Consider the following 15062-nt stretch of genomic DNA (forward strand, 5'->3'; position numbering starts at 1 on the left):
ACATTCGGAGATAAGACTGTTCTGATCTGCCCTCTTACAAAAGGATGGATAGCCAAAAGGAATTATTTACAATATATCACAAAGACCGCCTATAGTCTTTGAGAGTGTTGCAGGAACGATCTCTGCGTGATACTGTAACAGTCCGGGCTGCCTGAGCTATCCTGTCGGGACCCGGGACTACAGCAAACCCGAAAGCAGGTGGGGGAGTATAGTGCAGAGTCTCCCCGCCTGCGGGTCTGTTGACATGAGAGGAGCACCGATCCGCTTCGGTGCGTGTGCGGAATGCCTCCGCGAAGGCCGTATCTGCGGCCGTATATATTTTACGTGTTCTGTAACATTTACATAGAGCGGGACCAAAGGCGGACGGGAGAGGGTCCGTCCGTATGCCTTTGTCTCGTCATGAAAAAGCTTCCGTTATCCCGTTTCGGGAGTTATCGGTTAAAGCCTTGCAGGGTAAGCGTTTTTTCTCTTAGGAGCTGTGGAAATACTTTCAGGGAACTATAAAATGGGAGGGGTAACAGGTCCATTTTTTCAGTATTTCCACTTTAGTCCTGAGAGCTGATATACTATCGGCAGGCTTATACACTGCTCCTGCCGTATCTGACGTGTCGTACATACCACCTCAGATCAGATATCTCTTATAGCTGTCTCTTATTGCTATATTTTTATTATAAATAAAATATGAATTGATAACAACCGATAAAACAAATATTAGGTGGAAAAAATGAAGAACTTGCAAAAATTGCCCGCGCTGACCGTTTATTGCGGTAAGCACGGGCTGTTATCATTTTTTGAGTCGGTTGTAGATACTCTTTGCTCCGTCGGGACTGACGTCGAAATAAATATGTTCTCCGTCAATATAGAAGTGTATCAGGCCGTTCTTATATATATCCACATATCCGTCGGCACGCTCAAAATTAATTTTAGGTATGTCGTCCAGCTTCAGCATGAAGGTCATCAACTGGGTATCACCTTTGGCCGTCTCCTCGGGTTTAGCGCTTCCCTGGGACATAAGGGCGTCTGCCAGCAGTGAAGGACTGACGTCGTCAAGCATTTCATCTGTGGAAAGATCCTTTGCATACGTTATTTCAGTTCTGCTGCCGAGCTTCATGACAGTTACCAGATCAGCGAGATCGTTCGGGACGAAATCGCGGTTTATAGCCACATAGGCTTCATCGGCAAGGTCGGCCTTTGCGGCGCACAGGAAGCGCGGATCGTAGTCCTTGTACCTGTAGACCGTATATGCCACCGTGCCCGACTCGTTCAGACCTTTGGTGACTCCTCTGGCCAGCTCGCTGCCTGTATAGCCTGTTGCCGTATATTTGACGCTTGCAAGTGTGTATAAGGTATCGTTGTAGTAGAAGGTCTTGAAGTCAGAGCCCTGATAGGTGGAAGAAGTGTAGACAACAGAAGTCATGGTAGCTGTGATCGTGGTATACCATGTATGCGAAGCCGATGTGGAGGTATGCCATGTGGTAACCACAGGCAGATAGGTATTGCTGGCTGTAGTAACTACCGGCGATCCTGTACTTGTGACAGGCGGTGAAGTAGTCTCAGGGCCAACGTGTTTTGTGGTCGTTATAGGCCTTGTCACTGTGGTGTATATCCTTGTGGTGGTGGTGAGTATAGATGTTATTATGTGCGGTCTTGTGGTGGTACGGGTGGTGGTGGCACGGGTGGTGGTGGCACGGGCAGATGTGGTAGTACGCGGTGAATTCGATGTTCCGCCCTTTGTGGTGGTAGTGGTGCGCGGTATGCGGGATGTGGTGCGCGGTGTGTGGGATGTGGTGCGCGAAGGCGCTGTGACCTCCGTACCCGAAGCCGTTGTGCGCACTGCGGTCACAGTGGGAACGTGAGATCTTGTGGTCTGGCGGGAGCCTCCCGTTGAGGAAGCCGTGGTTTCTGAAGCGGACAGGCGTGTTGTGGATATATCATCGGCAGAGGTGACAGCAGAGGTCGCCGTGGTATCAGCAGATGTGGTGATACGGACGGTGGTTCCTGTGGCCGGTTCCGAGGTAGTGGCGGTGATAGTCGTGGTTATTGCCGCGGTGGTGGTCTCGATGAAGTCGTCGTCGCCGGGAGTGATCTTCTTCAGAAGATCCATCTTCCATATGCCGAAGCCTACGAGAAGCATCACACAGCAGCTGAGGGCAAGTGAAGCACGCTTTATGTAGATCGCTCTTTTTCTTTTCTTTTCTGCTAAGTATTCATCTCTGCGCTGAAAAACACGATCCGCTATACGATTATAGTCTCTCATACTCAAAGCCCTCCTTTTCAAGCTTTGATCTCAGCGCGAGCTTTGCTCTGTACAGGAGATTCTCTATCTGACGGCTGCTTTTCCGCATAATGGAAGCGGCCTCAGCGTTGCTCATACCCTCGAAGAAGGTGAGGTAAAGCACCTGTCTGTAGTCGGAGTTGAGAGTCTCCATAGCTCTGTGGAGCGAGATCTTTTGTTCCTCACGCAGGTAATCCTGCTCGATATTGCGCTCATCAGAAAGGTCGTAGAAATCATCGACGGGCTTGTCGGAGATACGTTTTCTCTTGCGCATACCGTCGATGGCGGCATTACGGGCTATTGAATAGAGCCATGTCTTGAATGAGCTTTTTCCCGAGAATCTCGGCTTTTTTACAGCCAGCTTGAAGAAGGTATCTTCCGCAAGCTCCTCGGCAAGACAGAAATTGCCTGTTATACCGTTGAGATAAAGGGTGAGGCCGTCGCCGTAGTCGCGTATGACTTCCGTCAGCCCGTTATCGTCACCGTTAAGGTAACGGATGTAACTGACTGCACCGTTATCCATGAGCGTCTCCTTTCCAGAGGAGCATCCTTTCTCATAACATTAGACGTATGAGGAAGTGATTTCTCTCAGTTATTTTTGAAAAAACCTGCAAGGACGCCTCGTGCGCCGTCGTATTCAAAGGTGCAGGTAGAGAGCAGTATCAGCCGCTTTTCGGACAGCTCCTCCGGGGAGATATCGCTGTGATAGGCGGCGGTATGCAGCAGAAGCTCCGCATATTCTCTGCGCTCCTTGTCCGTGATGAATACCGTATCATATACAGGCGAGTCCGCAGGCACCGTAAGATAAGCGAAGAACTCTATCTCCTCGCTGCCTCTGTCGGTAATGACGAAGCCCTGCCGGTGACTGTCCATATAGGAGCTGTCGCTGTAAAGTCCCACAGGGGCGAACATAGCCATATTCTCGTAATTATGGGCGTATATGACAGAATTGAACCCCGAGAGATCGCCTGCGCAGCGGCAGTCGAGGAAGGGGAGGCCGAAAGGGCTCCACTCTCTGTCGAGACCGTGATCCAGATAGAAGCTGTTGTCGCTGCCCTGTACTATGGGGTGATCCAGACCCGTATCGGGGATATACAGCCAGCCCACGCTGTCGGAGCAGACCTCCTTCACAGCTGCTATGGGGGATATATCGGGAGTGGGCACAGCCTCCTGCCCCTCCTGCGGAGCAGCTTCGGGAACGGCACCTATATCAGGGCGCACACGGTCAAAAAGTTTCTCCTGCTTGTCAAGAGCCTCGGCGACGCGTTTTTCGGGAAGGTAAACGTCCTTCCTGTAGCGGTAGCCTGCGTAAGCTCCTGCGCACAGGAGAAGCAGAAGTATCGTTATAAAGATCTTTTTTTTCATGCTTGTTCATCAGAGCGCTTTCTGCGCTTTATCAGCAGGAGCAGAGCCATTGCGGCCACAAGTCCTCCCGCGCCTGCGATGCTTATGATCCAGAAATTGTTCTCTGAGGACAGGAAGCCCGTATCGGGAGGTGTGAAGTCCTCGTCCACGGCGGCGTAAAATATCCATTTGAAGATTATCTCGCCTTCAACATGGCGGTCGCCGTTCTTGTCGCGGACTATGGTGATGCCCTTGTCCGTCACAAGGCGCTGACCCTCGTCGATATGCTGCATATCCTCGTCAAGTCCCGACCATACCACACTGCATGAGAGGATATGGCTGTCCCCGGGCTTATAATAGCCCAGATCCTGTATCTCCTGAGTGAGGTCGATATTGCCCTTGCCGTTGACGTTTCCCGTAAAGAACTGCGTTCCGTCAAGGCTCATGGTGCAGTCCACTTCCTCCTCCAGGTCGATCTCGCCGTTTTTGGAGACAGGCTCCACATAGAAGTAGATATGATAGGCCTTGTCCTCGCGGAGGTTCATTATCTGGACGTCCTTGGTGTAGGTCTCTCCGTAGGTCATATTCTCGACGTGGAAGAAGTATTCTCCCGTACTGCTGCTGACCACATTTCCCTCTGAGTCCATGGCGGTCAGATCCGACGGAAGGCCCTTTACGGCGCCGTCGGGGAGCTGTACGGCTGCGGAGGCCTGGACAGAGGACGCAAAAAGGAGGAAAGAACTGCACAGAGCAGCAACGATTGCTTTAACTCTCATGCCCTTTCCCCCTTTATTCATGTCTTATGCTGTTATAATAGCTTTATTATGACCACTTTATTGAAGATATTTCCTTGCCTGTATTTGTTGCGGCAGCAGAAGCTCCCAGTGAAGATGCGGAATCAACACCCTCAGTCTGTGAATCATCAGCGTAGGTTACCTGAACGCTGTTGAGTTTAACTGTCAGGTCAAAGTCCATATTGGTATAAGCGCCTGCCTGAACGGACTCGTCCAGAGAAACGCTGTCGATAAGCTTATTTGTAGCCTCACCGGGCTCAACATCGTTGGTATAATAGAAGCCCTTTTCGTTCAGATACTGCCACTCGTTAGCGGTGTTACCGTTACCGAGATTTGTGAGGTTTACATTGATTACGATATCCTTAGCCGTATTTGTCGCACCAGTGGGGTGGTATGTAAGAATGGCAACGTTATCGGTGTACACCTTGTCGTAATTCCATGAAATCTGGCTGTCGTCAGCAGGTATCACCTTCTCCTCGAAGTTCTTGAGCTTGATGCCTGTGATATCTGCTTCTGTCAGCGTATCGCCCTTATCACGGAGAACGTCAACGGTTCTTACAGCATTGCCGTCGGAGTCAACGTCGTCGATGGTCTGTAATCCGTAATAATCGTCTCCATCATAGTAATAGCCTGAATAATCGTAAGTAGTAGTTTCGTCATCTACCTTGATCTCGCGTCTGAACAGATAAAGACCAGGAACATCATCGTCTGTTGCGTCGAAGTCTGTACCTACAATACCTGTAGTAACTCCTTCGGGAGCAACTGCAAGGTAGCCGCCTGCCTGCAATGAAGCAACGTCGGCAGCAGTAAGCTTGTCCAGAGTGTCCTTATCGGCTGAAGCAAAGCCTGAAACCGCAACTCCGTCACCCTCTGCCTTCAGAGTGAGAGCGCCCTCGAACTCCAGCTTTACCAGAGCGGAAAGGTTTCCTGTGTTGACAGCAGCAACATCCTTGTTGATCTCCTGACCGGGGAGCCATTCCTCGGGAGGAGTAAATGTTTCGGTTATGGATACGCCGTAGTCGGCAGAAGCCGTCAGGCGGTTAGTTACCTCATCACTTGAAGTGAACCATGCAAAGGTGCTTCCTGCTGCGATAACAGCAGCTATCCCCAGCGCGCCTATCAGGACTTTTTTATCCTTCTTGTCATTCTTTGTGTTTTTCATAATATGCACCTCTTTTTATATAATTTGGTTTGTTCACTCCGTTTTGTCCGTAGGTGAAAGAGCTGCCTGAGCGCCCCCCTTATCTTCACCTTTCGGAGCGAGATATTTATTCAACAGTGTGAAGAATATCCACAGCAGCACTATCAACGCTACCACGAAATACCATCTCAGCTGTATGAAACGAACTATATATCCCAGCTTCGGGATACTGAACTTAACACTGCCTATCACTCTTTCCTGGTCTATGAGCATGGCGTCCTCGGTATCGTTGGCGTCGCCCTTGGTTCTGAAGCAGGTAACGCCCGTACCCTCATAGTCCTCCAGCTTCTGTGTGACGCGGTGGGTAAGGTATGCGTCGGAGCTGCTTGACGGATTGAAGGTGATAACGTCGCCTACCTTTATATCAGAGGCGTTCTGAAGTTTTACGAATACCATGTCGCCTGTCTTATAGGTAGGACTCATTGAAGGAGTCAGTACGGTGTAATACCTGTAGCCGAAGAAGGATTTCTGCGGGCTGTGGTTCGTTGCGAACATTATCGCAGCGCAGATGATACCGATAGCAAACAGATATATAAACAGCCTGCGGATCAGGCTGAACACCCTGTAACCCGTACTTTTGACGGGTACATTATTTGCATTGTCGCTCATAGCACTCTCCTTCCGAGAATGATATACTGTGATTCTTATTGAGAAAAATATTATCTTTAGTGTAATAATATGATACCATATAATCCTTATATAGTCAAGAGATTTGAATAAATTTCAACGGGTTGTACAGTATAGAAAAAAAAGCCCTGTTTTTGTAGAAAAACAACAATTGAGGGCGATACGGAACGCCGTGAAGACATTGATTTCCAGGATTGTTTGTGGAACAAATAATGCTTTTGCCGACTTTGGGTGCCATTTTTTGCTATGTTTTGATATTTTGTTCAGTTTTTGCTCTTTTCGTTGACAGGGTTTGTGGAAAATGATATACTTAAATTACGGAATATCTGCAAAAAGAACATTTTCAGCATATATGTGATACGGGTTTTGGTTTAAGTTTACTTTAAGATTATTTTAAGAATGAAAAACTATCATAAAAGCACAATATGAACGGCATTAAACACAAAACGCCACAAAAAAATATGAAAGATCACATATGGAGGGATATGTAATGTTCAGAAAATCAGCAAAAAGAACGGCTGCGGGCATAATGAGCCTTGCTATGATACTGGGCGCGGCAGGAATGTTCCCCGCAAAGAATGCAGCAGCTGCAGGGGCTGTCACCATAAATGAGGTATGCCCCAAGAATACCACCTATGCACTTCAGAACGGCGACGGCTACGACTGGGTAGAGCTCTACAACGGCTCGGGCAGCGCTGTTGATATCAGCGGCTGGGGCTTCTCCGACAAGGAGGACACCCCCTATCGCTTCACCTTCCCGTCAGGCACGGTATTGCAGGCAGGCGAGAGAATGGTATTCTTCTGCGACGGCACAGCAGGAGAGACCAACAGCTCCATCGCTCCCTTCGGCCTTTCCACCAGCGGAGAGACTCTCACACTTACCGATACCTCGGGCAATATAGCTTCACAGGTGACCTTCACTGATATGGCCAAGGATACATCATACGGCCAGTATCCCGACGGAAGCGGCGAATATTATGTTCTGGGCTGTACTCCCGGTGCGGCCAATTCGGCTCCCGAGGGCTCCAACGCAGTAAGGACTCCTTCCTTCTCCGCAGAGAGCGGCTTCTATAACAGCGGCTTCTCCCTTACCTTAGACGTACCTCAGGGCACTACCGTATACTATACCACAGACGGAAGCGATCCTACGACTTCTTCAGAGAAATACACAGGCCCCATAAGCGTAAAGGACATGACCAGCGAGCCCAACAAGCTCAGCGCAAGAACTGATATCACCGCATACAGCGATATCCTTGCTCCCGCAGAGGGCGTGCTGAAGGCAGCTGTAGTCCGTGCGGCAGCTGTGGATTCTCAGGGAAGAATGAGCGACGTTATCACAAAGACATACTTCATCGGCTCCACAAACGTCGATAAGTACAAGAATATGAAGGTCGTTTCGCTCGTTACCGATCCCGACAACCTTTTCGATTACGAGAAAGGCATATATGTCCTCGGCAAGGTCTACGACCAGGGTGGCGGAGGCATGACCTTCCCAGGCATGGGCAACTGGGGCAACCCGGGACAGGGACAGCAGCAGGATCCCAATGCAGGCGCTCAGCAGGGCTGGAATATAGGCGATATAGGTCAGCAGGGCCAGCAGGGCTGGAACATGGGCGACTGGAATATGGGCGATATCAATCTTGGCGGCGCAGGCGGTCCTGTAGTTGCGGCAGATGAAGGCGGCCAGCAGCAAGGCGGCTGGGGCGGCTTCGATGTGGGCGGCGGCTTCGGCGGCGGCGGAATCGGCGGAGGCGGCGGAATGGGCGGCTTCGATATGGGCGATTTCGCATTCATGTCCCAGGCCAACTATAACCAGAAGGGCCCCGAGTGGGAGCGTCCCGCAAATATCGAGATATTCGAGAACGGCCAGAGCGTTGTATCACAGAACGTAGGCATAAGGACAAAGGGCGCTGCTTCCCGTGCATGGGCACAGAAGAGCTTCAATATATTCGCCCGCATGGATTACGGCAAGGGCGATGTGGAGTACGACCTCTTTGAGGGCAAGTCCACAAAGGAAAAGAACGGCAAGGTCATCGACAAGTTTGACGGCTTCACCATCAGAAACGGCGGAAACGACAATATGGCAGGCTTCTTCCGTGATTCAGTGAACCAGTCCCTCGTTGCCGACAGAGATATGGCTACTCAGGCCACAAGCGAGTGCATACTCTTCATCGACGGCGAGTTCTGGGGCATCTATCAGCTCATGGAGAAGTACAACTCCGATTACTTCAAGTCACATTACGGCATCAAGAAGAATGACGTAGCATACATAAAGAACGGCTCTCTCGAGGACGGCAACGATCAGGACGCAAGCGACTGGAACAACCTCCTCAACGAGATCTCAAGAGCAGATATGACCAGCGACGCCGCATATCAGCAGATCTGCGAGAAGCTTGACATACAGAGCTTCATCGACTACTTCGCAGCTCAGATCTACTGGGGCAACCACGACTGGCCGAGCAACAACAATGCCGCATGGCGTGCAAATACAGTAGATCCCGAGAATCCCTACGCAGACGGCAAGTGGCGTATGGTACTGTTTGATACAGAGTACAGCGCAAGCCTTGCAGACAAGATCAATGAAGTAGGCCCCACATACAACAGCTTCAGCCAGTTCGGCGGAGGCGGCGGAGGAATGGGCATGGGCTTCGGCATGGGCGGAGGCGGCCTCAGCGGCGCATTCTCCAACCTCATGAAGAACGCAGAGTTCAAGAAGCAGTTCGAGCTCACATTCATGGATCTGGCAAACTATAACTTCGATCCTCAGAAGACATCTGCCGCAATAAACTACTATAAGGGCTTCAAGCAGCAGATACTTGATACATACGAGCGCTTCCCCTCATCAAAGCACACTCACAATGCCCAGACCTTTGAGGAGGACTATCAGCTCCTCGATACCTTCTACAAGAGCAGATTCAGCAATATCACAGGCATGATGAAGAGCTATATGTCACTTACGGGCGACCTTGCAACAGTAAGCGTAAGCAACGACGGCAGCAAGGGCTCCATAAAGTTCAATACACTGAAGCTTGACGACGCACTCAGCACATGGAGCGGAAAGTACTACACCGACTATCCCGTTACCGTAAAGGCTGAGGCCAAGGAAGGCTACAGCTTCGATCACTGGGAGGTATCAGGCGCAACAGTAGCCGATACATCATCTCCCGAGATCACAGTTCCCGTAAGCAACGGCGTCAGCATAAAGGCAGTATACGCAGCAGGCAGCGTTCAGCCCCCTGTAACTACAACTACCACAACGACTACAACACCGCCTGTTGTGACTACCACAACAACTACTGTCACCGCTCCCATTGGTGAGCTTACCCTCGGCGATACCAACTGTGACGGCAAGGTAGAGCTGGCAGACGCTCTGCTCATAATGCAGGCTCTCGCTAACCCCAACAAGTACGGTACAAAGGGTACGGCAGACAAGCATATGACAGATCAGGGCTCAAAGAACGGCGACGTTGACAAGAACACAGTAGGTCTTACCTCCAACGACGCACTGAAGATCCAGGAATATCTCCTTGGAAAGATCACCTCACTTAATTAATTACAGAAAAGGGCTGCACCTGTGGGTGCAGCCCTTTTCAATACCTGTTCAGCCCCTGACCTCGGTGTAGTAATACACTGCCAGCTGAGTCCTGTCGCGGAGCATCAGCTTGTCAAGGAGGTTGCTTATGTAGTTGCGGACGGTGCCCTCGCCAAGGAAGAGCTGAGCGGCTATCTCCTTGTTGCTCAGTCCCTTTGCCACCAGCTCCATGATCTCCCTCTCCTTGTCGCTTATGCCGTGAGAGGCGAAATCGAAGGACTCCTTCGGCTTCATTATCTCGGGTATCCTTGTGATTATCTGGTCGCCGAAAACGCTCTGTCCGCCCATGACGGCTTCGAGGGCGGGGACGATACCGTCGAAATCCTGCTTCAGTATATAGCCCTTGGCTCCCATGCCCAGGGCTTTTATTATGTACTCGTCGTCGGAGAATGTGGTGAGGTAGAGTATCCTTGCCTCGGGCTGCTCCTTCAGTATGACCTCGCCTGCCTCTATGCCCGTCATGCCCTCCATGCGGATATCCATGAGGATAACGTCGGGCTTATGGGTGCGTGAGAGCTCTATGGCTTCCTTTCCGCTGGAGCCCATGGCGGCAACGGTGACCTTGCCTGTGCTTTCAAGAATGGTTTTCAGTGACAGAGCCACAAGCCTGTCGTCGTCTATTACTATAATGTTCATAAGTTCACCTTCATCTTTCTTTTGGTACGGACATGAATATCCTGAAGCCCTCGGGGGAGGGGGTAAAGCTTATCCTGCCGCCCAGTGCGGCAGCGCGGTCCCGCATATTCTTCAGGCCTATGCCGCTCTCCCTTATCTCTGAGCAGCTGCCGTTGTCCTCCAGCATGAGCTGATAGAAGGCAGGGTGCTCGCGGACTATAATGCTGATACTGTCGCCTTTGGAGTGCTTCACCGCGTTGGAGAGTCCCTCCTTTATGACGCCTATGAGGCAGAGTTTTACATTGCCCGGCATATTTTCGCTGACGTCGCAGTCAAGGGAGACGGTGAATCTGCTGTCCACAGTGCTTATGCACTCCTCAACCACTTTCCGGAAGTCTATGGAGTCGTCGTGGAGGTCGTGAACGCTCTCGCGGATGCTGGTCATGGCGCTGTCCAGCGTATCGCGGAGACTTTCCAGCGGCTCGCGGAGCTGTTCGTCCTTGTTTATGATGATGAGCGCTCCCGACTGCAAAAGCGAGCGGGTCAGCATATGTCCCACATTGTCGTGTATCTCGCGGGCGATACGGTTGCGCTCCTTCATGGTGGCCAGGTGTATCTCGTTGTCCTGAGCCTGTGCGAGGCGGATATTCTGCTCGGCAAGCTGCTGATTCTTGCCTGCCACCTCGTCGCGGAGGTCGGTGAGCTTGATTACGGTCTTTTCAAGGCCTGATATCCTGATATATATTATTACCGCCACAGCAAAGGCGGCGAGGGTTATCATTATCTGACCTGCACGGAGACTGTCCGCCCTAGTGAGGAACAGTGCGCAGGGAGCGGCCAGCCACCACTTTTTCTCCCACAGTGCGTCGTAGAAGATAAGGGGCATAATGCAGAATGCGGTGGGTATCATGCCGCAGGCGGCAGAGGCGCAGACTATGAGCACAGCGGCGGCAGCGGTGCCTGTGAGGAGCTGTACAGCCGTTGAGGCTGCCACGGCCGCAACCGCTATGACCACGGGCTCGGTAAAGCTGTCGGACATGATGAGGCTCATGATACATATAAGAAGAATGGCTATCTTGTCTATAAGTCTGTTCAACAGAGCACCTCCCGTGAGCGAATGTTTTTCATTTTCAGGGACGGCCATTGGCCGTCCCTGAAAATACAAATGATGATTTACTTTATTATATCATGGCATGAGGGGATTTGCAAGTGACATTTGCAAGCCGGAAATGTGACAAATGTCATATGCGAAACTGACCACAGACACTACAAAAGCTGCTTGCGATACGGTATAATAATGACAGTGAAACACACAAAGGAGGATAACGACATGGAAAAAACAGTTGTCAGCATCAAGGAACTGGTCAAGCGCTACGGCGATCTTATCGCGCTGGATCACTTCTCACTGGATATATACGAGGGAGAGGTCTTCGGACTTCTCGGCCCCAACGGCTCGGGCAAGACCACTACCATAAACTGCCTGCTCTCTCTCCTTGCTTTTGACAAGGGCGATATCGAGATCTTCGGCAAGAAGATGACTCCCGTCAGCTACGATATCAAAAAGGAGATAGGCGTCATCATGCAGAACGTGGCGGTTTTCGACGAGCTCACCGTATACGAGAATATCGACTACTTCTGCGGTCTGTACATCACCGACAAGAACAAGCGCAGCCAGTACGTCGAGGAGGCCATAAAGTTCGTGGGACTGGAGGACTTCCGCAAATTCTATCCCAAGAAGCTCTCGGGCGGTCTTCTCCGCAGACTCAACATCGCCTGCGGCATAGCTCACAAGCCGAAGCTCATAATCCTCGACGAGCCCACCGTGGCAGTTGATCCCCAGAGCCGCAACCGCATACTTGAGGGCATACAGGAGCTCAACAGGAACGGCGCCACCGTCATCTATACCTCCCACTATATGGAGGAGGTGGAGCAGATCTGCACCCGTATCGCTATCATGGACAAGGGCAAGAAGGTTGCTGAGGGCACCAAGGACGAACTGAAGCGCATGATAAAGAATACCGAGACCATCACTATCGAGATACTGGAGCTCCCCGACAGGATAAAGGCGGAGATATCGTCGCTGCCCCATATATATGACGCTCAGTACGCCGAGGGCAGGCTAACGGTGAGCTGCTCTGGCGGAAAGCACAACCTTATCAGAGTGCTTGACGTTTTACAGAAGAACGAGCTCAGCTTCGGACGTGTATATACGGAGCTCCCCACTCTCAACGACGTGTTCCTTGAGATAACGGGCAAGGCTCTCAGAGACAAGGAGGAATGACAATGTTCCTGCACATACTTAAATACGAGCTGAAAAACGGTCTCCGCACAAAGGACCTGATAATATGGCTCATACTTTTCCCCATAGGTCTGGGCATATGTTTCAAGGTGGCCTTCGGCGGGATATACGACAAGACGGAGAAGTTCAGCACTATCCCCGTAGCTGTGGTGGAGGAAAGCGATAACGCCGCTTTCAGGCAGGTGCTGGACAATATAACATCTGCCGACGACCCTTTCCTGAAGGTCACCTACGCCGACAGGGCGGCTGCCGAAAAGCTCCTTGACGAAGGGGAAGTGGAGGGAATAATCTTCTCAGGCGATAAGCTGAGTCTTACCGTAAAGGAAAAGGGACTTCCCGAGACCATGCTGAAATCCTTTGTGGAGCAGTACACCGTAAAGGAAAAGATAGTGACGGACGCCATAAGCACCTCTCCCGAAAAGGCGCAGGAGGTTATAACCGCACTTACTGAGAATACAGCCTCCTCATGCAAAGAGATCCCCCTTACTCAGGGCAATCCCGATGTGTATATACAGTATTTCTACAATCTTATCGCCATGGTGGCCATGTTCGGCTGCAATACGGGAATGCACATAACGATACAGAATCAGGCAAACCTCTCCGCTCTGGGGGCAAGGAACAACTGCTCTCCCGCACATAAATCCGTAAGCATACTGGCAGGTCTTGCAGGCAGCTTCATAATGGAGACCTTCTGCATGATATTATGCGTATCCTTCCTGGCATTCGTGCTGAAGGTTGACTTCGGAGAGAGACTGTGGCTGGTATATCCCGCAGCAATAATGGGCGGTATGCTGGGCGTGTCCTTCGGCTTCTTTGTAGGCTCTCTTACCCGCGTGGGAGAAAAGGCAAAGGTGGCATTGATGACCGCTGTGTCCATGCTGATGTGCTTCTGCAGCGGTCTTATGCTGGCAAACATGAAGGCAATAATCGAAGACAAGCTTCCCTGGTTCAACAGAATAAACCCTGCCGCAGTCATTTCGGACAGCTTCTACTGCCTCAACATAGACGAGGGCTATGAACGCTTCATATCAAAGCTGCTTACAATGGCAGCAATAACGGCAGTATTCGTGTTCCTCGGCTTTATATCTTCAAGGAGGAAGAAATATGCAAGTATTTAAGGCAATGCTCAAGGTAATGAGAAAGCGGTTCCCCTCCGCTCTGGTATATATCATCGTATTCATCACGGTGTCGGTAATGGTGACAAAGGCCTCCACCAAGGACAATAAATTCGAGGCTTCAACCCTTGACATATGCGTGTTTGACGAGGACGATACTCCCGAGAGCCGCGCCCTTGTGGAGTTCCTTGGCAAAAGCAATGATATAGCTGAAATAAAAAATGACAGGAAGGCCATTACCGACGCTCTCTACTACAAGCGGATAAACTATGCCCTTGTCATCAACGGCGGCTATGCCGAAAAGCTGAAGGCAGGGGAGACCGCAGACCTCTTCGGCAGCTATCACCTCGATGAGAGCTTTTCGACGGTATATATAAGCCAGTTCCTTGACGAGTATGTCAGCTCCGTAAACGCCTACCTCACCATGGGCAGGTCTGCGGACGAGGCTATTGCCGCCACAGAGGAGGCTCTCTCTCAGGAGACACAGGTGGATATGCTGAGAGTTGACAAGGCAGGCAATTCGCACTTCAGCGTTGATTTCTCGGGCTACTTCAGATATATGCCGTATATACTCATATCGGTGATACTCAGCGTGGTATGTCTGGCTCTCATCACCATGAACAAGAAGGATATACGCTACCGCACCAACTGCTCTGCGCTGAAGAACTCCTCATACACATTCCAGATGTTCTTCGGGAGCTTCCTGTTCGTGTTCTGCATATGGCTGATACTCATTATCATAGGCGCGTTCCTCAACGAGGAGATGTACACAGGCAGGGCATGGCTTGCAGTGCTCAACAGCTTTATATTCTCCATGGTCATTGCAGCTCTGGCTGTGCTTATTTCCAGCTTTGAGCCCAAGGACAACATTATGAGCCTCATAACACAGATAACGGGACTCGGTATGAGCTTCTTCTGCGGAGTGTTCATACCCATGGAGATGCTCAGCAGCGGAGTGAAGTCCTTTGCGAGGTTCCTCCCTGCATACTGGTATGTAAGAGCCAATGACATGATAGCCGAGATAGAGCCCTACAGCCTGAACGACGTGCTCCAGTGCTATCTGATCCAGCTGTTGTTTGCCGCAGCGCTTATCTTCGTGACACTGCTGGTACGCAGACTGAGATACAGCAGCGCATCCATAGGCTCAGCCGTAAAGAAGGCAGCTGCAAACAGCTGATAAACACAATTTACCATGATATA

General features: G+C 50.9%; 12 protein-coding genes. 4 read left to right on the forward strand and 8 right to left on the reverse strand.

Features of this window, described 5'->3' with window-relative positions:
• Nucleotides 1-784 precede the first annotated feature (784 nt).
• From Q0Y65_RS13395 to Q0Y65_RS13420, 6 genes are all read right to left on the reverse strand, one after another.
• Nucleotides 785-2257: a hypothetical protein gene (locus tag Q0Y65_RS13395; protein WP_297960781.1), complete on the reverse strand. Its 1473-nt coding sequence runs from the start codon at nucleotides 2255-2257 to the stop codon at nucleotides 785-787.
• Nucleotides 2244-2798, reverse strand: coding sequence for an RNA polymerase sigma factor (locus Q0Y65_RS13400; RefSeq protein ID WP_297960783.1), 555 nt, complete (start codon nucleotides 2796-2798; stop codon nucleotides 2244-2246). Before Q0Y65_RS13400 ends, Q0Y65_RS13395 begins: the two co-directional genes overlap by 14 nt.
• Before the next feature lie 65 nt (nucleotides 2799-2863).
• Nucleotides 2864-3640 (reverse strand): class B sortase, encoded by a 777-nt coding sequence (locus Q0Y65_RS13405; RefSeq protein ID WP_297960786.1) that lies wholly within the window; start codon nucleotides 3638-3640, stop codon nucleotides 2864-2866.
• Complete coding sequence (locus tag Q0Y65_RS13410) at nucleotides 3637-4395, reverse strand: hypothetical protein (RefSeq protein WP_297960789.1); 759 nt, start codon at nucleotides 4393-4395, stop codon at nucleotides 3637-3639. Before Q0Y65_RS13410 ends, Q0Y65_RS13405 begins: the two co-directional genes overlap by 4 nt.
• 46 nt (nucleotides 4396-4441) lie before the next feature.
• Nucleotides 4442-5575: a BsaA family SipW-dependent biofilm matrix protein gene (locus tag Q0Y65_RS13415; protein WP_297960793.1), complete on the reverse strand. Its 1134-nt coding sequence runs from the start codon at nucleotides 5573-5575 to the stop codon at nucleotides 4442-4444.
• 33 nt (nucleotides 5576-5608) lie between these two features.
• Nucleotides 5609-6223, reverse strand: coding sequence for a signal peptidase I (locus tag Q0Y65_RS13420; protein ID WP_297960797.1), 615 nt, complete (start codon nucleotides 6221-6223; stop codon nucleotides 5609-5611).
• A 508-nt stretch (nucleotides 6224-6731) separates the two neighbouring features.
• Here Q0Y65_RS13420 and Q0Y65_RS13425 point away from each other — a divergent pair.
• Nucleotides 6732-9794, forward strand: a complete 3063-nt coding sequence (locus tag Q0Y65_RS13425) for a CotH kinase family protein (RefSeq protein WP_297960800.1) — start codon at nucleotides 6732-6734, stop codon at nucleotides 9792-9794.
• A 48-nt stretch (nucleotides 9795-9842) separates the two neighbouring features.
• On the opposite strand, the gene Q0Y65_RS13430 is transcribed toward Q0Y65_RS13425, so the two are convergent.
• Both Q0Y65_RS13430 and Q0Y65_RS13435 read right to left on the reverse strand, forming a co-directional pair.
• The gene (locus Q0Y65_RS13430; RefSeq protein WP_297960803.1) at nucleotides 9843-10469 is read right to left on the reverse strand and encodes a response regulator transcription factor; all 627 of its coding nucleotides are present in this window, start codon (nucleotides 10467-10469) and stop codon (nucleotides 9843-9845) included.
• A 10-nt stretch (nucleotides 10470-10479) separates the two neighbouring features.
• The gene (locus Q0Y65_RS13435; protein WP_297960808.1) at nucleotides 10480-11544 is read right to left on the reverse strand and encodes a sensor histidine kinase; all 1065 of its coding nucleotides are present in this window, start codon (nucleotides 11542-11544) and stop codon (nucleotides 10480-10482) included.
• A gap of 234 nt (nucleotides 11545-11778) precedes the next feature.
• Here Q0Y65_RS13435 and Q0Y65_RS13440 point away from each other — a divergent pair, with 234 nt between their 5' ends.
• The 3 genes from Q0Y65_RS13440 to Q0Y65_RS13450 are packed head-to-tail and all read left to right on the forward strand — an operon-like array spanning nucleotide 11779 to nucleotide 15039.
• Entirely contained in the window at nucleotides 11779-12729 is a 951-nt protein-coding gene (locus Q0Y65_RS13440) for an ABC transporter ATP-binding protein (RefSeq protein ID WP_297960811.1), read from the forward strand.
• Nucleotides 12730-12731: 2 nt separating this feature from the next.
• Entirely contained in the window at nucleotides 12732-13865 is a 1134-nt protein-coding gene (locus Q0Y65_RS13445) for an ABC transporter permease (protein WP_297960814.1), read from the forward strand.
• Nucleotides 13852-15039 carry an ABC transporter permease gene (locus tag Q0Y65_RS13450; RefSeq protein WP_297960817.1) on the forward strand — a complete coding sequence of 396 codons (1188 nt, stop codon included), beginning with the start codon at nucleotides 13852-13854 and terminating at the stop codon, nucleotides 15037-15039. The genes Q0Y65_RS13445 and Q0Y65_RS13450 overlap by 14 nt, the downstream gene beginning before the upstream one ends.
• Nucleotides 15040-15062: the final 23 nt, after the last annotated feature.

It is taken from the genome of uncultured Ruminococcus sp., from assembly GCF_947301925.1.
Lineage (GTDB): Bacteria > Bacillota > Clostridia > Oscillospirales > Ruminococcaceae > Ruminococcus.

What these genes read in the sequence shown, in the direction of transcription:
- Q0Y65_RS13445 (WP_297960814.1), top strand. Translation starts at nt 12,732, where the DNA reads ATGTTCCTGCACATACTTAAATACGAGCTGAAAAACGGTCTCCGCACA.
- Q0Y65_RS13395 (WP_297960781.1), bottom strand. Translation starts at nt 2,257, where the DNA reads ATGAGAGACTATAATCGTATAGCGGATCGTGTTTTTCAGCGCAGAGAT.
- Q0Y65_RS13400 (WP_297960783.1), bottom strand. Translation starts at nt 2,798, where the DNA reads ATGGATAACGGTGCAGTCAGTTACATCCGTTACCTTAACGGTGACGAT.
- Q0Y65_RS13425 (WP_297960800.1), top strand. Translation starts at nt 6,732, where the DNA reads ATGTTCAGAAAATCAGCAAAAAGAACGGCTGCGGGCATAATGAGCCTT.
- Q0Y65_RS13415 (WP_297960793.1), bottom strand. Translation starts at nt 5,575, where the DNA reads ATGAAAAACACAAAGAATGACAAGAAGGATAAAAAAGTCCTGATAGGC.
- Q0Y65_RS13450 (WP_297960817.1), top strand. Translation starts at nt 13,852, where the DNA reads ATGCAAGTATTTAAGGCAATGCTCAAGGTAATGAGAAAGCGGTTCCCC.
- Q0Y65_RS13430 (WP_297960803.1), bottom strand. Translation starts at nt 10,469, where the DNA reads ATGAACATTATAGTAATAGACGACGACAGGCTTGTGGCTCTGTCACTG.
- Q0Y65_RS13405 (WP_297960786.1), bottom strand. Translation starts at nt 3,640, where the DNA reads ATGAAAAAAAAGATCTTTATAACGATACTTCTGCTTCTCCTGTGCGCA.
- Q0Y65_RS13440 (WP_297960811.1), top strand. Translation starts at nt 11,779, where the DNA reads ATGGAAAAAACAGTTGTCAGCATCAAGGAACTGGTCAAGCGCTACGGC.
- Q0Y65_RS13410 (WP_297960789.1), bottom strand. Translation starts at nt 4,395, where the DNA reads ATGAGAGTTAAAGCAATCGTTGCTGCTCTGTGCAGTTCTTTCCTCCTT.
- Q0Y65_RS13420 (WP_297960797.1), bottom strand. Translation starts at nt 6,223, where the DNA reads ATGAGCGACAATGCAAATAATGTACCCGTCAAAAGTACGGGTTACAGG.